The organism is Nostoc sp. (assembly GCF_036917135.1).
Taxonomy (GTDB): Bacteria; Cyanobacteriota; Cyanobacteriia; order Cyanobacteriales; family Nostocaceae; genus Nostoc.
On sequence record NZ_JBALEA010000059.1, the window covers coordinates 46,452 to 65,169 of the forward strand.

The following is an 18,718-nucleotide window of genomic DNA, read 5'->3' on the forward strand; positions in this document are numbered from 1 at the left end:
AGCGCTGGTGAAGTAAGCTATTACTAGATTTGCTAGGGATAGCCAGGCACTTCTTTTTTTTATTTAGCCATGTCTTTAACTAAAACTGTCAAAAAAGATAAAATTCTCGTTGTCGATGATATTTTTGACAATCTACTGGTATTAGAAGCAGTCCTAGAAGATGAGGACTATGAAATTAGCTTGGTGGAAGATAGCAAAATGGCTCTGGCTATGGTTGAGGAGTCACCACCAGACATAATTCTCTTAGATGTGATGATGCCAGGGATTGATGGCTATGAATTTACTCGACGCATCCGACAGAATCAGGCGTTGCCATTTATCCCCATTTTGCTGCTCACGGCTCACTATGAGTCTAGCGTTGTGGAAGGACTTGATGCTGGTGCAGATGACTTTATTCGTAAACCATTCGATCCTGATGAACTTCATGCACGAGTGCGATCGCTCCTCCGCCTTAAGCATAGTATCGACGAACGAGACCAGATGGCTAACCTCCGGGCAGATTTTGTCTCGCGTTTTACTCATGATTTACGCATACCGTTGGTAGCCTCCAACCGCGTATTAAAATTATTGCTGGAAGGCAGATTTTGCGAAGTTTCGCCACAGCTGCAAGAAATAATTGATACCATGATTGGCAGCAATCAAGACCTGCTAGAAATGGTAAATACCTTGTTAGAAGTTTATCGTCATGAAGCGGGCTGTAAAACTTTAAAAATTTCTCCCTGCAATATTCAGGAATTAGTTAGTGAAGTTTCCCAAGAATTAACTCCCTTAGCTGAAGAAAAAGGATTGGCTGTAAACCTTGATAAAGGCGAAACTACAAGCACCGTCATGGGCGATCGTGTAGAACTGCGGCGAGTTTTGACAAATATTATCGGCAATGCCATCAAATTTACAGACAAAGGTTCTGTACATATTCACTGTTATCTCACTGCGGTAGCTGTGAATATTGATATCCAAGATACAGGGCCGGGAATTTCTCAACCAGATCAGGCAATATTATTCGAGCGATTTCGCCAAGGAAAACACCAACGTTCTGGTAGTGGTTTGGGACTATATTTATCTCGCTGCATTATCGAAGCGCATCAAGGCACAATCGAGGTGACATCTGAACCAGGCAAGGGTAGTACATTTACTATACGTCTACCTGTGGCTGACGAAAACTAAAAGTAGAGATTCATATTCACAGCAAGGTTTTCAAACTTTGTGTGGGAGTAAAATGTGTCTTCGCTACTTTTAGCCCTAAAAGCAGTAACCAGGAGCAAATTTGACCCGACACTGCAATGCCAGTATGTTTCCCCTTACATCTTTGTTGTGTAATCGGCTATAAGTAAAAATATGAGAGAAGAACGCAGAAACCCTCGCTTCTTTCTGCTAGTTATTCTCAGGACTTACACAAACAATAGCTGAAAAGAATGATTTTTAGGTAGGGGCAATTCATGAATTGCCCCTACAGCGTGTAGTTTTGCCTAAGTCCTAATTCTGCAAAAAGGTTTTTTATCCATACACAAGCGATCGCCTCGGCCATCTCCGAGGCAGTTAATCAATCTCTAGCGATCGCATTTCCCAAATATTTCTACCATCTTTATTAAGTTCTACGCCCTAAATAGTCATTTCCTAGAAATACTAAGACAGTACACAGCTAATATTAAGACGTATCATTAATGTCCAAAAGAATTGAATGGATTGATTGTTGGAAAGGTCTTGCCATAATTACAGTTGTTGTCGGACATATAGTAGACCCAGTATCGAAATATATTTTCTGGTTTCATATGCCGCTTTTTTTCTTTATCAGTGGATATCTTTATAGCAAAAAAACTGACTACTATGCTTTTTTTAAGAAAAATTTTTTTCATTTTATAGTACCTTATTTTTCATTCCTTTTTTTATTTACTCTACTTCAGTATCGGTCAGTTGCTGGATGCGATGCCTAGTTGGGCTACGCCTACGCGTAAATAGAACAGTTCATTTTTGAGCAGTTTTTTGAGGAACTGCCAAAGCCTCACGATTGAGTTGAGTTCGGGGAAATGAGGCGGTTGAAGCACAGGAATAGTGAAGAAGGCAGAAGACAGGAGGCAGGAGGTTGCAATCAGTCTAGGCTTCTTTTCTCTACGAGAGGCTGCGCCAACGAGACGCACTCGTGTTCAGACCTACACTGATAGCGTAGCGGTAGCGAGTCCTCTCCCAAAGGGAGACACCAAAGGCGAACGAGCGTGTTGCAGGACACCTGTGGCAGAGATTTGGGAATGGGTTTTAAACCCAACAAGAGTCTGGTCGCGGCAGGAAACAGATAAGTCCGCGAGCGTCGGGCAGTTTTCCTCTTCTTGACTGCTCTCTGCCTCCTGCCTTCATTGATGATAATCGGAGCCTAATTGCTGAGAACCAAATGCTCCGCGTTCGCGGAGCGTTCCGAAGGAAAGGCGCTAACCTCTGAAGACTGCGCTGGCTCTCCAATCAACCTACACATTTTTATTTTTTAGCCAAAACCTCCGCAGTATTGGTATTAGTCGTATTGCTGAATAGAAGAAACAACACAGAAAATTCATAAATAGCAATTAATCACCGCAAATTTAAAGATGACTTTAAAAATGATTTAATAGATATATTTTGTGAGAAAGTTAATACAAAGGTATATTCACTGATCTCAAATTCATGGATTCTTTATCTATCAATTCCTTACTTGAAGAGTTGAAAAACCCCGATGCCACAATCCGGGACAAGGCAACCAGAAAAATCTGGCGGATATGGTTTCAGCAAAAGGGAATATATGGGCTGGAAATAATTGACCGCAGTCAAAAGTTACTGGATGCAGGTGAAATTGCTGAAGCGGAAACAGCATTGACAGCATTAATCAAAGAGCAGCCAGATTTTGCCGAAGCCTGGAATCGTCGGGCTTTCCTGTATTACAGTATTGGTGATTATCAAAAATCTCTCGCAGATTGTCAGATGGTTGTGCAAATAAATCCAATACACTTTGGAGCGCTTCACGGTATGGGCTTGTGTTATGCGGCACTAGGAGAATATGGTGAAGCGATTCGAGCTTTTGAACGCGCTCTCGAAATTCAGCCCTATTCGCTGGTGAATCAAAAGTTGATTCTAGAATGTACATTTAGATTCAGCTACAACGGTAAATAGGAGAGAGATTATACTGTTTTATGAATCCGTCATCACCCTCATCAAGAGCAATTCATCGCCTTAGTCGCCGCAATTTTATTCAATACGGTTCTATCTGCATCGGTAGCAGCATTTTTGCTGCTTGTACTAACAGTAACCAACCATCAACTAGCAGTTCTCGGTTGGATAAAGTTACCTTTGGTACAAACTGGATAGCAGAAGCAGAACACGGCGGATTTTACCAGGCGATGGCCACTGGTATTTACAAAGAGTACGGTTTAGATGTCACTATTAAAATGGGTGGCCCCCAGGTTCCCAGTGGTACTCAATTGTTGATGGGGGGTGCGGTAGATTTCTTTATGGGTTATGGCATTGATGCAGTGAACGCCATAGCACAAGGTATTCCCAAAATCACAGTCGCAGCAATTTTCCAGAAAGATCCCCAGTGTCTCATTGTCCATCCCAACACAGCAACTAAAACCCTTGCCGACCTCAAAGGTAGACCAATTTATGTCTCTGCTTCTGCTAACATTACCTATTGGCCTGTTCTCAAAGCTAAGTACGGTTTTACCGACGATCAAAAACGCCCTTACAACTTTAATCCTGCGCCCTTTTTAACTGACAAAAACTCAGCGCAGCAAGGTTATATCACATCTGAACCCTTCGCTATTGAAAAGCAGGGCGGGTTCAAGCCAGTAGTATTTTTATTAGCAGATTATGGTTATCAAACCTATGCAACTACGATTGAAACGAAAAAAGAACTAGTAGAAAAAAATCCCGATTTAGTCCAGCGATTTGTTGATGCGTCAATTAAAGGTTGGTATAGCTACTTAAAAAATCCCCAACCAGGTAATCAGCTGATTAAAAAAGAGAATCCAGAAATGACAGATGAACAAATTGATTATGGGATTCAAAAGCTGAAAGCTTATGGAATTATCGTTTCTGGTACAGCAGAAAAACAAGGTATTGGAGCGATGAGTGAGGAACGATGGAAATCATTCTTTGACAGTATGGTTAATGTTGGAATTTATCAAGCCAAGGTTAATTATAAAGATGCATTCACCTTGCAATTTGTCAATAAAGGAGTAGAATTTTATCAAAAGACTTAAGGCGATCGCCAAATCTTGATTGTATCGTCTGCACTACCACTGACAAGGGTTTGTCTATCCTGGCTGATGGCAAGGGAAACAACTTGTTTGGTATGTCCAGAAATTGTGTGCAGAAGTTTTCCCGTCTCCAAATTCCACAGGCGAATTTCCCCATCTAAACCACCACTGGCAATAATCTGACCATCGGGACTAATGGCAACTGCTAAAACTGAGTAAGAATGCCCTGATAAGGTGCGGAGTAATTCACCAGTGTTTACATTCCACAGCTTAATTGTTTTGTCAAGGCTGCCACTGACAACGATCTGATTATCGGGGCTGATGGCCAGGCAAGTCACCCAACTTGTATGCCCAGAAAGGGTATGAAGTTGTTGTCCGGTGCCCAGATTCCATAACCGGATGCTTTTGTCTGTACTACCACTGGCAAGGGTCTGGCCATTGGGACTGATGGCTACCGATAAAACTGGCAGTGAATGCCCATAAAGGGTACGTAGCCGTTGACCGGTGGCAAAATTCCATAACCGAATTGTCTTATCTGTACTGCCAGTGGCAATAAACTGATTATCGGGGCTGATTGCTATGGCATTATTCCAAGCTACATAACCATCTGCCTTAATGCTGCGAATTTGTTGACCGTTACTAAGATTCCATTGCTTAATTGTCTCATCGAGACTACCGCTAGCGAGGTTTTGACTATCGGGGCTGATTGCAACTGATAAAACTGGTAGTGAATGTCCGTAAATAGTGCGGATTAGTTTGCCTGTTTGGGGATTCCATAACTTGATTGTTCGATCGTGGCTACCACTGGCGATGGTTTGGCCATCAGGTGCGATCGCTACAGATGATATCGCGTCAGAGTGACCAGTTAACGTATTTACCAAAGTCAGATTTTTTGCCCATTCTTCGGCTGGGTTAGGTTTTATCAAAGAAAACCAGTCAGAACGGATCAGATACGGAATTATGAATAAAATTACTGCACTAGCGGCAATTGCTCCACCAATTACCATCACCAAAGGAGATGTATTACCGACACTCAAGCCAAAGCGACGGCTCAACCGTGAACCTATTTTGGGTCTTGATGAATTTTTGGGCGAGCCTCGATTGGGTTGTCTTTTCAATGCCCGTTCAATTTCGGCTAACCGTTGTAAAATTACATTGGTACTTTGAGGACGTTGACTAGGCGATCGCTTAATCAAATCATCAATTAAATCTGCTAACAATGGCGAAACACCAGAAGCATAATTACGCCATCGCACCTCATCAGTATTGATATCGTAAATATCTTGATCCGTTGGTATTTTGCCCGTCAGTAAATAGACAAAAGTGCGACCTATGGCAAAAAAATCTGATGTTAAAACCGCCTGACCATTAAGTTGCTCTGGTGGCGTGAAACCAGGAGAATTTATACCTGTTACCTGTCCACCAGCTTGTTTTAGCATATAAGTCTGTGTGACTTCTCGCACCGCCCCAAAGTCAATTAATACCAGTTGTCCATCGCCTTTAAGCATAATGTTGGACGGCTTAATATCCCGATGGAAAAAGTTTTGCTGATGCACTTGATGTAAAATGGTAAATAATTCCACCAGCCATTCAAGTGCTAGCTCTTGATCAATCGGGCGGTAATTGCGCTGTTGCAGATATTGTTCGAGATTTAGCCCCTCGATTTTCTCCATAATCAGACAGTGCAGAGGCTCCTGACTGTTTTGGGGCAAAAAGTTAAAGTATCCTTTGCCCTTGGGAATTCCGGGATTATCCAGCTGACTTAAGACTTGAGCTTCTTGCTGAAACAGCGATACCGCCTTGGGGTTACTGTGTAGCAAAACCTTCAAAACTTTTGTTGTACCACTGCGTTCAATTACTTCATAAGTCTTCCCAAAGCCACCACCACCCAGTACACTTACTACTCGATAGCGCCCTTCAAGCAACAATTCCGAACCACAACTCTGACAAAATAACGTAGAGTTTTGATTTTGCGGGTTTGGGCAGTGAGGATTAATGCAGAAGCTCATTGTTTTTTCATATAAGTTTTTTTACATATTATTTCCAGATGATTAGGTGATTATATTTTTAAGCAAATTGTCACCCACCTGAGCCAAATATGGAAATAAAACCTTAGCGGTTATGATAATCTTATACTATAATTCTACCAACAATTTAGAGTATATTTAAATACTCTATTTCCGTAAAAATGAGAGGTATTAGATGAGTCAGCTAGATGACTCTGGAAATGGAATCTGTGGCATCAATCGCCGTAAATTCATTAAATATGGCTCAATTGCAGTAAGTACTGGAATGTTAGCAGCTTGTACAAACGATAGCAAAACATCACCAGTAACTTCTGTTTCTAACTCCACGTCTGATAGCAAACTAGATAAAATCACTTTTAGCATTCATTGGGTGGCGGAAGCAGAGTATGGCGGTTTTTACCAGGCTCTAGCGACGGGTATTTATAAAGATCATGGATTAGATGTCACCATCAAACCAGGTGGGCCAAGGGGTAATTACACCTTATTGTTGATGGGGGGATCTGTTGATTTAATCATGGGACATGCTGGTGATGCAATTGGAGCTTCCAGAGATAACGTTCCCATAGTTACAGTGGCCGCTATTTTCCAAAAAGATCCTCAAGTTTTAATCACTCACCCCGGTACTGGTAACGACTCGCTGGAAAAACTTAAAGGAAAACAGATTCTTGTTGGTTCTGGTGGCGAAGCTACATACTGGCCATTTTTAAAGGCAAAATACGGTTTTACAGACGACCAAAAGCGCCCCTATAACTTTGATGTCCAACCATTTCTGAAAGATAAAAATATTATTCAACAAGGTCTTTTAACAGCTGAACCCTTCGAGATTAAAAAGAAAGGAGGGGTAGAACCACAAGTGATCTTGTTAGCAGATTATGGTTACAATGCCTATGCTTTTACCATTGAAACCACAAAAAAACTAGTAGAAAGAAACCCAGATTTAGTACAGAGATTTGTTGATGCCTCAATTAAAGGCTGGTATAGCTACCTTGATGAGCCAATTCCAGGTAATACGTTGATTAAAAAAGACAATCCAGACATTACTGACGAGCAGTTAAACTTTAGCCTTGAGAAGCTGAAAGAAAATGCCATAATCACTGGAGGTGATGCTCAACAATTGGGTATCGGTGCAATGAAAGAAGAACGCTGGCAATCATTCTTTGACAACTTGGTTAAAACAGGTGTTTTCGATGCCAGCACTAATTACAAAGATGCCTTCACCTTGCAATTTGTGAATAAAGGGGTAAGCTATTACAAGACGTAAGCGATCGCTTGCTATTCTCCAGATTTTTAGCTACCTTTCAAAGTGGAGTATCTCATTCAGTCTCAACATCTGAGTTTATTTCTACTTCCACACACTCAACAGCTTGACGCAATGCTAAAAAAGCCTCCTTTAAGGGTTGACTAACTACGCTGTCAGGTTCTCCAAGCACAAGCTTTTGATATTCCTCCACAAATTGCATCCGTAAGCGATGAAACAAGTGCAAAAAATGCCGTAAAAAACCAAGACAGTCAAGTACCACAATCTCTATGCCTCCTGTCTTTTCATAGAGATTAGCAGCATAATCTTCTACATCTTTATCTATAGTTTCAGTAGTTATAAATATGTAATTATCAATTTTATATCCAGTTTTTTCTACTCTTAGGGTAATTTTTTGCAGGGCATTATTGATGTCATTTATAGTAATACGTTTCATTTTCATCTCGTAGCTGGTTACTAAATTGTTCCCATTGATGAGCCTGATTTCAATATCCCCTAAAGAACCAGTTTGTTTATCAGCTGCATTGTGACTTTCAAGCGGTAAACATCGTTCTCCTAAATGTTCTGAGGCTGATTGATAAGCAGCAGCTACAATCAGCACTGGTAAACGACTTGCTCTCGGACAATCCAAATGCTGTCTAATAAGTTTTACAATCGCTTCAGCAGAAAGAGGAATTGCCTGATCATCTAGAGTGTTTAAATTAGCAATAAGACTTTGAATGCGTTGATCTTTCTCTTTTTTTAGAATCAAAAGCCATTTTATAGTTTCTACAAGCAGGTCTTCTGTTGCTACACGTTCTGTAAAAACATCGTCAAATAGTTGAATAACAGTCTCATATAATATTGCAGGTTTTCCTATCAACTTAGCATCTAAAGTTAAAGGTATTGCTTTAGTACGAAGTGCAGGTGTTAAAAAAGCAGTTGTTGGGTTGCATACATCTTGTAAGTTACGTTCATTAATAAAAAATGCTATATATGATTCATCGTAAAAACGACCAGAGTAAGAATCTTTTGTGCCAATTTCAGTGAATGGCTTACGAATATCTAGATGAGGTTGATGCACTTTCGCCAATAAGCAAGCTAATAAAAGCCTGATTCCGACCTTATTTTGAGGGTGTCTACATACAAATTCGACTCTATCAACAATTTCTGGAGCAATCATCATTGCATCACCCGTTCTAATGTATTCGGATGCTCTATCAAAGGCTGAGTTAAGAATCTCTGGAGGCATTGGCATAATAGCTTTTTTAGATTTTTTGGACTTACTTTGAGATATTTGTACAGGTTGATATTCTAGGTTATAGTTTGTCCAGAGGACTTCTGTACGTAACTTTTTAACAGAGTGGCAGGACTTTGATGGTGCTGGAATACGTCGCCAATCACCATATAATTCCTCCATCAGGGTACAGTCATATCCTGAGATAGCAACTTTAGCACTGACATTATGAAGGACATAAGCTAGTTTACGATGTTCTTCATCTGTCATCTCGTAGCCATAAGCATTGCTGTCTCCACGGGAATCATGTGGATAAGGAGGGTCACAGTAAAAGAGTGTTTCTTCGTTGTCATATCTTTGAATAACTTCAATTGCTGGGCAATTTTCTATTTGAACTCGCTGAAACCTTTGAACTATTTTAGAAAGGTCATCTATGCTCCCTAACCATCTTGAGACAGCCCCAGCCATACCTGCACGACTTGTCAACAAACAATGTGCCCATCTACCGTAACTTGCTGTCTGAGCTAATCCTGTTCTCACTTGTCTAGCTCGGACAAAAAATCGTCTAGCTCTCTCTAAATTAGATAACTCTTTAGTGGGTTGAGAAATGGCAAGTTCAAACTCACGTCTTGAGAAAGGAGTGAAAGTAATAGCCCTGATGAGTTCATTCTTGTCATCGCGTAGTACACGAAAAAAGTTAACTAATTCGCCATCAATATCATTGTAAGTTTCTACAGGTGATGGTTCTTTATTTATCAAAACTGCTGCTGAACCTCCAAAAGGCTCACAGTAATGAGTAGTTTTTGACAAGAGTGGTAGAAGCCAGTCAAGATGACTGTATTTTCCTCCATACCAACCGAATGCTATCAGCTTACTCATAATTTTGCTATTTTATGTAATTTTATAATTTAACACTATGTTGTTCAGATAAACTCAAATCGATACTACTCAGATTTGCATTACCAGTATTTATAGGAACATTTAGTTAACATCTACTCGAAAAAATGTTATTAATAGTTTGAGTTTTAACTGATAATTGGGTTGACCATTAAGCATCTTTTCCATATTTTCTGATACAGTCAAATTTTAATCTAGAGAATGAATGAGTAACCGTCCCGTTATCACACTCAATCAGATTAGCAAGGTCTACACCAATGGTACTGTTGCCCTGCAAGACCTGAATTTAGTAATTCCCGAATCGCAATTTGTCAGTTTAGTTGGCCCCTCAGGGTGTGGTAAAAGTACAATTCTGCGCGTGATTGCCGGATTGGGGCGCATAAGTTCTGGTAGTATTGATTGGGGTGTAACTCAGCAAGCGCGAAAGCTGGCTTTTGTTTTCCAAGATGCTGCACTCATGCCTTGGGCAAACGTCAGAGAGAATGTGCGCCTACCGCTAAAGTTGGTGAGAATGTCTAAAAAAGATAGCCAAAAATTGGTACAGCAGACATTAGCACTGGTAGGATTAGAGAGTTTTGAAGAGAACTATCCCCGCGAATTATCAGGTGGAATGAAGATGCGGGTATCAATTGCTAGGGCATTAGTTACTCAGCCAAATATTCTGTTGATGGATGAACCATTTGGGGCATTAGATGAAATTACTCGTAGCAAACTCAATGGTGATTTACTCGATTTATGGCATCAACATCACTGGACGGTGGTTTTTGTCACCCACAATATTTATGAAGCAGTGTACTTATCAAATCGGGTGCTAGTCATGGGGATAAATCCCGGACGAATTGTAGCAGATATAGAAATTGATGCTCCCTATCCCCGTGACGATGACTTTCGGACATCATTGCTCTATAACCAATATTGCCGGGAAGTTTCTCAGCATCTTGCTGAAGCGATGAGCCTTACAAATATGAGATGATTTCTAATATTTACTATTTATTTTATGCTTAAAAAAGAAAATTTACCATTGACACCGTTTGATTCCATCTTGAGTTGTGCAACGTAAAACTCTTTTTGAATTACATCACCTACTGGTGTAAAAGCAATTTCACCGAGAGGGGTTTGATATTTTTTTGTTAGTAACTCCTTATTCAATTCTGTACGCAGTTGTGGCAGGTTTAATTTTTTAATGTTGCTTTTTTTATCTAAAGATTGCAGAGATTCTACATATACCTGTAAAGCAGCAAAAGCTTGGGCGCTTACTTGGGGTGGTTCTCTATGATATTGTTCAAGGTAGGCTTTGCGAAATGCAGTGTTAATTTCACTGTTGTAGATAGGGCTATAAGCTTGAGCTACAATCACACCATCACAAAACGCTCTGCACACAGAAAATATATGGGATGTATTAAAACCATTGCCACCAACAATTATTCCTTTATAACCAAGTTCTCGTAATTGTTTAACTAAATTACCTCCATCTACAGCTAACCCGGATATAATCACTAAATCTGGTTTTAAATTTATCGCATCGCTGGCTTGAGCTTGAAAGTCGGTATCTGTAGTTTGAAACTTTTGGACTGTGACTAAATCCAATCCTAAATTTGTAACTGTTTTCTGAAATATTTCTGTTTCCGACTTATTGAAAGCATCATTTTGAGCGTAGAATACAGCTACTCTTTTGATTTTAGGATTTTGTTTGAGTGCAGCTTTCACCGAATAAGGAGCGACAACAGCAACAGATGAAGAAACACGAGCCACATAATCACCAATTTCGGGAATACCTTTAGCAGTATTTGATGCTCCAATAACTGGAACTTGATTGCGTTCTGCTACGGGATCAGCACTAAAAGCTTGTTGTGATAGGGTAGGGCCAACAATACCAACAACTTTATCTTTACTAATTAAATTTTGAAACGCATTAATGGCTCCAACTTCATCGCCACCAGTATCTTGATAAACTAATTTAATTGGTCTACCATTGATACCTCCTTTGTTATTAAAATACTTCTCAGCAATTTTTACTCCATCAGTTCCCTCTTGACCAAGTAATGCTATATTACTCGTTTGGGCAAAGGCGATACCGATAGGAATAGCATTAGCTGCACCTGTTGTCACTGTTGGATTATTTGCGGAATTTCCATCATTACTGCCACTTTTAGCACAAGCTACCAGCAGCATAGAGCAGATAAATAGTAAAGCAGTTTGATGTGTGATAGTTTTTTTCATAAATGCTTAACCATAATGTTTGTTAGGATAATACTGGATTGTAGTGTATTACGTGCAATAATAATATCGCTAAAATTTTAACATTTAACTTTGAATTTATATGCCGGTTATCCGTCGCACTCAATCTCAAAAAACATCCAGAAAGTTTTTTTCGGCTGACGTTTTAGCACCGATGGTGGTTGGCATTATAGCATTATCGCTATGGGATATATTTGTGCGGATAACACATCTACCTCCTTATATCCTTCCTGGCCCTTTATTAGTATTTAAAACTTTAATTACTGACTGGAACGAGCTTTTTTCATCATTATTAATTACATTGCAAATCACAGTCGTTGCTTTTATTGCTGCGGCTATTTCTGGTTTACTAATGGCGATTTTGTTCACCCAAAGTAAATGGATTGAACGCAGTTTATTTCCCTATGCAGTAATTTTACAAACAACTCCCATAGTTGCGATCGCACCTTTAATTATCCTCTGGCTAAAAAATAATACTTTTGCTGCCTTAGTAGTTTGTGCCTGGATAGTGGCCTTTTTCCCCATCGTATCCAACACTACACTAGGACTCAACAGTGTTGACCGAAACTTGCTCAACTTATTTCAACTTTACAAAGCTTCTCGCTGGCAAACACTGCTGTATCTCCGTTTACCCAGTGCTATGCCCTATTTCTTAGGTGGTTTAAAAATTAGCGGTGGTTTAGCATTAATTGGCGCAGTGGTTGCCGAATTTGTTGCGGGTACTGGTGGGGCAAAATCTGGCATTGCTTACCAGATTTTAATTTCCAGCTACAACTTACAAATTCCTCGGATGTTTGCAGCATTATTTCTCACAACTGGGTTGGGTGTATTAATTTTTGTCAGCTTGAGCGCCTTATCTGACCTTATATTAAGTAAGTGGCATGAAAGTGCAGTGAAACAAGAAAACTAGGATTTTAAAACGCAAAGGTTTACGCAGAGTAACGCAGAGGAATTAATTCTCTGCGTTACTCTGCGCTTCCCTCAGCGTTCCTCTGCGTTAAAAAAAGGAATATATATGACAACAAAATTAGATGCCCTAATTAATTCTCTAGAAGGCATAGAAACCATCACGGATTCCACCCAAGTAGCAAAATTATCCCAGGATTACCACAACTTTAGCCCGGTGCTTGTGCCGAAACTAGACGGAAAAGTTGGGGATATCGTAGTGCGTCCTGCCAATGAAGCAGAGGTTTTAAAAGTTGCCGGGGCCTGTGCGAAACACCGTGTACCCATCACTGTACGGGGTGCAGGAACTGGGAATTATGGGCAATGCGTACCCTTGCATGGTGGCGTAATTTTAGACATGACGCGGATGCAAGAGATTCTTTGGATGAAGCCAGGGGTGGCGCGGGTAGAAGCTGGGATGAAGTTGGCAGCTATAGATAAAAAAACACGAGAAATCGGCTGGGAAATCCGCATGGCACCCTCCACGTACCGTACAGCCACAATTGGCGGATTTATTGCTGGGGGGAGTGGGGGTATTGGTTCGATCCAATATGGGTTACTAGGCGATCGCGGTAATATCCTAGCATTGCGAGTGATAACTGTAGAAGATCAACCCCGTGCCATCGAATTACGCGGTGACGATGTACAAAAAGTCAATCATGCTTGGGGAATTAACGGCATTATCACCGAAGTCGAAATCCCTTTAAGTCCAGCTTATCCTTGGGCAGAAGTCATTGTCACATTTGACGAGTTTATGACAGCAGCAAAGTTTGGTCAGGCGCTTGGCAATGCTGATGGCATGATTAAGAAGTTAATTTCTGTCTTTGCATCCCCAATTCCTCAATACTTTCATGCCCTACAAGAGTATATTCCTGAAGGGACTCACCCAGTATTTTTGATAATTGCCGAATCGAGTTTGGAATTCTTACCAGGTTTGGTGCAGCAATACGGTGGCCAGATTACTTATAAAAAACCAGCCGAGGAAGCAGCCAAAGGTACACATTTAGCAGAATTTAGCTGGAACCACACCACCTTACACGCCAGGAGTGTAGATACTGGAATTACCTATTTACAAAGTATGTTTCCTGCGGATAAAAGTTTGCAAATGGTAGATCATATGTATCATCACTTCGGCGATGAGGTAATGATGCATTTGGAATTTTTTCGGGTGAACGGTGGTGTAGTTCCTGGTGCTTTGCAACTTGTGCGCTACACCACAGAAGAACGCCTCAATGAGATTATCCGTTATCACGAAAAACATGGTGTGAGTATTGCCAATCCTCATACGTATATTATTGAAGATGGCGGCAGAAAAGTTATTGATCCTGAGCAGTTGAAATTTAAAGAAATGGCTGATCCATACAGGTTGATGAACCCCGGTAAAAGCAAGGTTATTCAATTCCAAATTCCAAATTAACAAACTACACAAACAAATATCAGAACTTTCTCTGTATATTTGTGTAACCTTCTTCCTAAAAGCTAGTTTCTGGACGGTTATAATTTGTGGTTTGATTTTAAGAACCGTGGGGATAACCCAAAATCCATCATCCCAAAATCGCCCATGATTGAAATTGACGGTTCCTACGGAGAGGGAGGCGGACAAGTTCTTCGCACTTCCTTAAGTCTAGCCGCTATCACCGGCGAACCCATACTGATTTCAGGCATTCGCGCCGGACGCAAAAAGCCAGGATTAGCAGCACAACACTTAACAGCAGTTCGGGCGGCGGCGAGAATTTGTAATGCCCAACTACGGGGTGATGCTTTGGGTTCGATGGTGCTGGAATTCATTCCAGGTAGTGGTGTGCAAGCGGGAATTTATACCTTTGATGTTACTAAAGTACAACAAGGTGGTTCGGCGGGTGCGATCGCTCTAGTTTTACAGACAATTCTCTTACCTTTGGCACTAGCATCTGGCAATTCCCAGGTAACACTCAAGGGCGGAACTCATGTAAATTTTAGCCCAACAGTGACGTACATTGAGCAAGTTTATTTGCCGATACTGCAACGCATGGGTGTAGAAGCCCAAGTCAAGTTAGGCGCTTGGGGGTGGTTTCCCCAAGGTGGGGGAGAGGTAGAGTTGCAGGTGAGTGGTGGTGGTAAACTCAACGGGATCAACTTGTTGGAACGCGGAGATTTACAACAGGTGCGGGGGCTAGCGGTGGTAACGGAATTGCCTTCTCATATTCCCCAACGGATGGCGAATCGGGCGGAGAATTTGTTACGGTCAGCCCATTTGAAAGTTACTGTACAGACTTTGCGAGAAAGAGGCGTGGCACCTGGGGCGGGTATTTTTTTAACTGCTGAGTATGAGAACAGCTTGACTGGCTTTGGTGGATTTGGGCGTTTGCGGTTGTCTGCGGAGACGGTTGCAGAGATTGCTTGTCAGCAACTCCTTGAGTTTCACCACACTGGCGCAGCAGTGGATGAACACTTAGCAGATCAGCTATTATTGCCGGCTGCTTTAGCTTCACAGGAAAGTCATTATCGGGTGGCTGAGGTGAGTAGACATTTGACGACAAATGCAGCAGTAATTGAACAATTTGGGCTGGCGCAAATTACGGTAGATGAAGCTGAGAAAATAGTGTCAGTAAAAAGTTTGACTAGATGAAACAAGTGTTTATTAGTGCTTTCTGATCAAGTATGATTGCGATCGCATTTGCGGATTATCGGGTATGCCAAAGGTGCCACCATCGCCTTTTCGGTAACAGCCGATAGGGTAATAATCCACGGCGTTTTTTACGGGGGGCAGGATTACGATTCCATCATGCAGGAAGAGCTATGATCGCTCTACTTTATCTGTTAGAGAGAGCGATCGCGATAGTTTGGTGTGTTATGGCGATCGCAGTTGTTGGGTGAAGAAGTTGCGACGCCGAATAGCCCGCACTTCGGCTGCGCTCAGTGACCGTCGTAGACATCGCTCTCTGGCTTACAGCATCATAGACATTTAACCGATAATTGAAAAGGTGCGTTAGCTTACAAGACAAGGCGATCGCTATAAAGTTGTTATTTCCCTAATTGCCGTAGATTTCCTAACTCCTATGTACTTCAACTAGCAGCAAAGTCAGTAAATTTTCGTTTGTATGGGGCTTTAAAAGCCAAAACTATATCTTGTTTAGGAACTCCAGCTTCTACTAATTCATTAGCCACTCCGATTTCCGTTCCATCGCGTTCGATCCAAATTTTGCCATCTTTAATTTCTACATAAATAATACAACCAAATATTCGCGTTAGCTCTTGCCAACCAATATTCATAACTTGATAGCGATCGCGCTCAGTATCAAATAACAATTTGACTTCTGTCTGACTATTTGAGCGATTTTTGGCATGAGTTTCCAGAATTTTTTGGACTATTTCTTGATAATTTAGTCTCTCCATATAACTATCTCCTCTTGCTCTGGATTAAAAATTAGTAATTTTAGTTGATATTCAGCAATAATTCTTTGAATAAACTTCCGACTAAAAAACTCATTATAAACATCTACTGGAATGGCTAAATACAAAATCCGATTAGGTTCTGTCAATCTCAATGCTGAACGGTAGTTGAGACATTGACCAAGAGCTAGGTGAAATTCAGTTACGTCTGAAGCTCCTAAAAAGGATTTTATCTCTACTGCTATTTTTTTACCAGTTTTTTCAGCAGCTAAAATTCTCTCTGCTGTTAAGTCTATGTAAAAATCAATATCCTCAACTTGAATAAATAGATGCTCGTCAGTAATTGTCCATTTATCTTTTTCGAGGGCTGTTTTAACTGTATTATGAAATATATCTTTAGCTGGCATACATAAATTAAATTTATTTTACCAATACTCATACCATAAAGCGATGTCTACGACGGTCACTGAGCGCAGCCGAAGTGCGGGCTATTCGGCGTCGCCCTTCTCCCCACACAAAAGCGATGTCTACGACGGGCTACGCCTACGCCCTCCTGTAAAAAAGGCGATCGCTCTGTTACGTTGTAGGATCGCAATTGGGTTTCTGCGTGATTTGTAAAGGCGATACCTGCGGTGGGCTACGCCTACGCTCTAAAATGTAGCAATTTTCTTGATTCTCAAGCGATCGCACTAAGCTTGATCCTTAGAGGATGTTTGAAAAGTCCTCTTGTCGGTATCAAAAGTTTTAGATCCCCCTAAATCCCCCTTAAGAAAGGGGACTTTAATTCCGGTTCCCCCCTTAAAAAGGGGGGTTAGGGGGGATCTAAAAGTGCCTAAAGTCACAGCAAAACACTTTTCAAACAACCTCTTAGAATCAAGCTTAGTGTTATTCAGCAAAGTCCAGAAAATTCATACTAAACTAGACATAAGTTTTATTGAGCTAACCTATGGAAGCCATTGAATTTAAGGCCATTATTCATAATGGTACAGTTGTCATTCCCCCAGAATATTCATCTCAGTGGGAAGGTAAAGCTATCCGTGTGATTGTTTTAAATGACTCAGAACTTTTGTCAGAACCTGTGCAAAAGCCAAAACAAGTGACTTTCAACGCAATTTCTTTAAATACTCAAGGATTTGACTTTAATCGAGAAGAGGCTAATGTCCGATAGAGTTTTTCTTGATACTAATATTCTCATCTATGGGTATTCTCAGGATGAACCCGATAAACAACAGCGTGCCATTGAGTGTGTTCAATCAGCGAACCATCGAGTTAAATTTTTCACAACATCCTGAATTAAGGTAGGAGCATCCTGAATTAAGGTAGGAACATCCTGAATTAAGGTAGAATCTAAGCCTAAGTCATAAACAGAAGCATAGTGAATATGTCCAACAGCCATCCAGTAAAGGGCACCCTTGCGAAGGCTATTGTTTACACCTGTCTCAAACCTTGCATTGATGGCGATTCTCTCCAAGTTCATCTTTTGTAATCCATTACAACGAATCGCTAAATCACTCCAGAACGAATTTGCATCAGATAAAAATGTTTTTAACACTCCCGTTACCTTAAGAATGTCAGTAAGCACTCTCACTACACTCTCAGCTATGCTTAGTTCAGAACTAGCAACGCTTTTTTCTCTTTGAAACCTCTCCATTTCCTGGTTGAGTTTATTTTGTTCTTCTTTGATTTCCCTAAGATGTCTTTCACGAGCTTCCACTGCCTTTTTGTAATCCTTATCTGCTTCAACTTTCCACGGAATTATAGAAGTGAAAAAATTTCTATGATCAGCTGGCTGCTTTGCTTCTTCTTCCTTTTCCGCCTTCCTGAGTTCATCAAAACGTTTTTGCATACCCTGAATCTCAGCTTCCTTAGTAGCAATCTGTTTGTCTAGCCCCTCTTTCTCCGACAATGTTTTTGTGAGTTCCCTAGAAGCTGTGAGCAAAGCTTCTCGAATTGCATTTATTACTTCCTCTATTTGTGACAAACAATCACTGCACTTCGCCGAAAATTGTTTTGCAACCTCTTCGCATTTTGCAATCTCGTCAAGAGTAACCTGAATTTGTGCCTTTTGTTCTTCTAGTGTGTTTTTCTTTATGGCCTCTTGAAACAACGTCAAAGCATTTGAATGGTAGGAAACACAATCAAGAGAAGCCGGAGCAAAATAGCGAATATCATCTTTAATTACAATCATCAACTTGTAAAGCTTTGTACCAACATTCACAATGGGCGACTTCATTTTCACAACGACGTAGGGAATGGCGATTAGGTCTAACGCCTTGATTGAAACCTTAAGCGACGAGATGTGTTTAGTAAAATCGATAGTGAACATCGTATCTGCTATCTGGACTACCCGCTCTTTTAATAACGGATTTTCATCCAAAGTCTTCTCCAAGGTAGATCCTGTCTTGTCCTTTCCGATATTAGCAAGTACCATATCAGTCAACTCACTATATTGCACAATATCTGAAGAAATCGGTTCACTCGCTCCACTCAACATAAAATACTCCTATGTTCAATAAATTTAAACAAAAATGAAGTGAGGAGCTAAACC

General features: G+C 40.7%; 18 protein-coding genes. 11 read left to right on the forward strand and 7 right to left on the reverse strand.

The annotated features are described in order from the left end of the window. Window positions 1-69: 69 nt before the first annotated feature. The 4 genes from V7K50_RS17450 (at window position 70) to V7K50_RS17460 (ending at window position 4,220) form a co-directional block, all read left to right on the forward strand. Window positions 70-1,164, forward strand: a complete 1,095-nt coding sequence (locus V7K50_RS17450; RefSeq protein WP_334962127.1) for a hybrid sensor histidine kinase/response regulator — start codon at window positions 70-72, stop codon at window positions 1,162-1,164. A 497-nt stretch (window positions 1,165-1,661) separates the two neighbouring features. Next, window positions 1,662-1,931, forward strand: coding sequence for an acyltransferase family protein (locus tag V7K50_RS30740; protein ID WP_442944615.1), 270 nt, complete (start codon window positions 1,662-1,664; stop codon window positions 1,929-1,931). 718 nt (window positions 1,932-2,649) lie between these two features. Beyond that, window positions 2,650-3,132, forward strand: coding sequence for a tetratricopeptide repeat protein (locus V7K50_RS17455; protein WP_334962129.1), 483 nt, complete (start codon window positions 2,650-2,652; stop codon window positions 3,130-3,132). Between the two features lie 20 nt (window positions 3,133-3,152). Next, window positions 3,153-4,220 carry an ABC transporter substrate-binding protein gene (locus tag V7K50_RS17460; protein WP_334962131.1) on the forward strand — a complete coding sequence of 356 codons (1,068 nt, stop codon included), beginning with the start codon at window positions 3,153-3,155 and terminating at the stop codon, window positions 4,218-4,220. On the opposite strand, the gene V7K50_RS17465 is transcribed toward V7K50_RS17460, so the two are convergent. Further along, window positions 4,217-6,226: a serine/threonine-protein kinase gene (locus V7K50_RS17465; protein ID WP_334962133.1), complete on the reverse strand. Its 2,010-nt coding sequence runs from the start codon at window positions 6,224-6,226 to the stop codon at window positions 4,217-4,219. The genes V7K50_RS17460 and V7K50_RS17465 overlap by 4 nt on opposite strands. 193 nt (window positions 6,227-6,419) lie before the next feature. On the opposite strand from V7K50_RS17465, the gene V7K50_RS17470 reads away from it, so the two are divergent. Beyond that, a complete protein-coding gene (locus V7K50_RS17470; protein ID WP_334962135.1) occupies window positions 6,420-7,505 on the forward strand; it encodes an ABC transporter substrate-binding protein in 1,086 nt (361 codons plus the stop codon). Window positions 7,506-7,557: 52 nt separating this feature from the next. Here V7K50_RS17470 and V7K50_RS17475 read toward each other — a convergent pair whose 3' ends face one another. Next, window positions 7,558-9,597, reverse strand: a complete 2,040-nt coding sequence (locus V7K50_RS17475; protein WP_334962136.1) for a DNA adenine methylase — start codon at window positions 9,595-9,597, stop codon at window positions 7,558-7,560. 223 nt (window positions 9,598-9,820) lie between these two features. Here V7K50_RS17475 and V7K50_RS17480 point away from each other — a divergent pair, with 223 nt between their 5' ends. Then, window positions 9,821-10,588, forward strand: coding sequence for an ABC transporter ATP-binding protein (locus V7K50_RS17480; RefSeq protein WP_334962138.1), 768 nt, complete (start codon window positions 9,821-9,823; stop codon window positions 10,586-10,588). 17 nt (window positions 10,589-10,605) lie between these two features. Here V7K50_RS17480 and V7K50_RS17485 read toward each other — a convergent pair whose 3' ends face one another. Beyond that, window positions 10,606-11,835, reverse strand: coding sequence for an ABC transporter substrate-binding protein (locus tag V7K50_RS17485; protein ID WP_334962140.1), 1,230 nt, complete (start codon window positions 11,833-11,835; stop codon window positions 10,606-10,608). Between the two features lie 100 nt (window positions 11,836-11,935). Between V7K50_RS17485 and V7K50_RS17490 the strand changes: the two genes are divergently transcribed. The 3 genes from V7K50_RS17490 (at window position 11,936) to rtcA (ending at window position 15,406) form a co-directional block, all read left to right on the forward strand. After that, a complete protein-coding gene (locus V7K50_RS17490; protein WP_334962142.1) occupies window positions 11,936-12,763 on the forward strand; it encodes an ABC transporter permease in 828 nt (275 codons plus the stop codon). Between the two features lie 105 nt (window positions 12,764-12,868). Continuing rightward, window positions 12,869-14,215 (forward strand): FAD-binding oxidoreductase, encoded by a 1,347-nt coding sequence (locus V7K50_RS17495; protein ID WP_334962143.1) that lies wholly within the window; start codon window positions 12,869-12,871, stop codon window positions 14,213-14,215. A 144-nt stretch (window positions 14,216-14,359) separates the two neighbouring features. Continuing rightward, a complete protein-coding gene (gene rtcA, locus V7K50_RS17500) occupies window positions 14,360-15,406 on the forward strand; it encodes an RNA 3'-terminal phosphate cyclase (protein ID WP_334962145.1) in 1,047 nt (348 codons plus the stop codon). Window positions 15,407-15,590: 184 nt separating this feature from the next. Here rtcA and V7K50_RS17505 read toward each other — a convergent pair whose 3' ends face one another. From V7K50_RS17505 to V7K50_RS17515, 3 genes are all read right to left on the reverse strand, one after another. Beyond that, entirely contained in the window at window positions 15,591-15,713 is a 123-nt protein-coding gene (locus V7K50_RS17505) for a hypothetical protein (RefSeq protein WP_334962147.1), read from the reverse strand. A gap of 130 nt (window positions 15,714-15,843) precedes the next feature. Further along, window positions 15,844-16,173 carry a XisI protein gene (locus V7K50_RS17510; RefSeq protein WP_334962149.1) on the reverse strand — a complete coding sequence of 110 codons (330 nt, stop codon included), beginning with the start codon at window positions 16,171-16,173 and terminating at the stop codon, window positions 15,844-15,846. Next, on the reverse strand, window positions 16,161-16,577 hold the full coding sequence (locus tag V7K50_RS17515) for a XisH family protein (protein ID WP_334962151.1): 417 nt from the start codon (window positions 16,575-16,577) through the stop codon (window positions 16,161-16,163). The genes V7K50_RS17510 and V7K50_RS17515 overlap by 13 nt, the downstream gene beginning before the upstream one ends. 43 nt (window positions 16,578-16,620) lie before the next feature. On the opposite strand from V7K50_RS17515, the gene V7K50_RS17520 reads away from it, so the two are divergent. Together V7K50_RS17520 and V7K50_RS17525 are read left to right on the forward strand one after the other, a co-directional pair. Further along, entirely contained in the window at window positions 16,621-16,788 is a 168-nt protein-coding gene (locus V7K50_RS17520; protein WP_334962153.1) for a hypothetical protein, read from the forward strand. Window positions 16,789-17,116: 328 nt separating this feature from the next. Continuing rightward, window positions 17,117-17,338: a hypothetical protein gene (locus V7K50_RS17525; protein WP_334962155.1), complete on the forward strand. Its 222-nt coding sequence runs from the start codon at window positions 17,117-17,119 to the stop codon at window positions 17,336-17,338. An 81-nt stretch (window positions 17,339-17,419) separates the two neighbouring features. On the opposite strand, the gene V7K50_RS17530 is transcribed toward V7K50_RS17525, so the two are convergent. Continuing rightward, the gene (locus V7K50_RS17530) at window positions 17,420-18,664 is read right to left on the reverse strand and encodes a hypothetical protein (RefSeq protein WP_334962157.1); all 1,245 of its coding nucleotides are present in this window, start codon (window positions 18,662-18,664) and stop codon (window positions 17,420-17,422) included. Between the last annotated feature and the right edge of the window lie 54 nt (window positions 18,665-18,718).

Bases quoted from the DNA above. Each gene is read 5' to 3' on its own strand.
- V7K50_RS17455 (WP_334962129.1), top strand. From the start codon at position 2,650: ATGGATTCTTTATCTATCAATTCCTTACTTGAAGAGTTGAAAAACCCC.
- V7K50_RS17450 (WP_334962127.1), top strand. From the start codon at position 70: ATGTCTTTAACTAAAACTGTCAAAAAAGATAAAATTCTCGTTGTCGAT.
- V7K50_RS17470 (WP_334962135.1), top strand. From the start codon at position 6,420: ATGAGTCAGCTAGATGACTCTGGAAATGGAATCTGTGGCATCAATCGC.
- V7K50_RS17520 (WP_334962153.1), top strand. From the start codon at position 16,621: ATGTCTACGACGGTCACTGAGCGCAGCCGAAGTGCGGGCTATTCGGCG.
- V7K50_RS17465 (WP_334962133.1), bottom strand. From the start codon at position 6,226: ATGAGCTTCTGCATTAATCCTCACTGCCCAAACCCGCAAAATCAAAAC.
- V7K50_RS17510 (WP_334962149.1), bottom strand. From the start codon at position 16,173: ATGGAGAGACTAAATTATCAAGAAATAGTCCAAAAAATTCTGGAAACT.
- V7K50_RS17505 (WP_334962147.1), bottom strand. From the start codon at position 15,713: ATGTCTACGACGGTCACTGAGCGCAGCCGAAGTGCGGGCTATTCGGCG.
- V7K50_RS17460 (WP_334962131.1), top strand. From the start codon at position 3,153: ATGAATCCGTCATCACCCTCATCAAGAGCAATTCATCGCCTTAGTCGC.
- V7K50_RS17495 (WP_334962143.1), top strand. From the start codon at position 12,869: ATGACAACAAAATTAGATGCCCTAATTAATTCTCTAGAAGGCATAGAA.
- V7K50_RS17530 (WP_334962157.1), bottom strand. From the start codon at position 18,664: ATGTTGAGTGGAGCGAGTGAACCGATTTCTTCAGATATTGTGCAATAT.
- V7K50_RS17480 (WP_334962138.1), top strand. From the start codon at position 9,821: ATGAGTAACCGTCCCGTTATCACACTCAATCAGATTAGCAAGGTCTAC.
- V7K50_RS17485 (WP_334962140.1), bottom strand. From the start codon at position 11,835: ATGAAAAAAACTATCACACATCAAACTGCTTTACTATTTATCTGCTCT.
- V7K50_RS17475 (WP_334962136.1), bottom strand. From the start codon at position 9,597: ATGAGTAAGCTGATAGCATTCGGTTGGTATGGAGGAAAATACAGTCAT.
- V7K50_RS17490 (WP_334962142.1), top strand. From the start codon at position 11,936: ATGCCGGTTATCCGTCGCACTCAATCTCAAAAAACATCCAGAAAGTTT.
- V7K50_RS30740 (WP_442944615.1), top strand. From the start codon at position 1,662: ATGTCCAAAAGAATTGAATGGATTGATTGTTGGAAAGGTCTTGCCATA.
- V7K50_RS17515 (WP_334962151.1), bottom strand. From the start codon at position 16,577: ATGCCAGCTAAAGATATATTTCATAATACAGTTAAAACAGCCCTCGAA.
- V7K50_RS17525 (WP_334962155.1), top strand. From the start codon at position 17,117: ATGGAAGCCATTGAATTTAAGGCCATTATTCATAATGGTACAGTTGTC.
- rtcA (WP_334962145.1), top strand. From the start codon at position 14,360: ATGATTGAAATTGACGGTTCCTACGGAGAGGGAGGCGGACAAGTTCTT.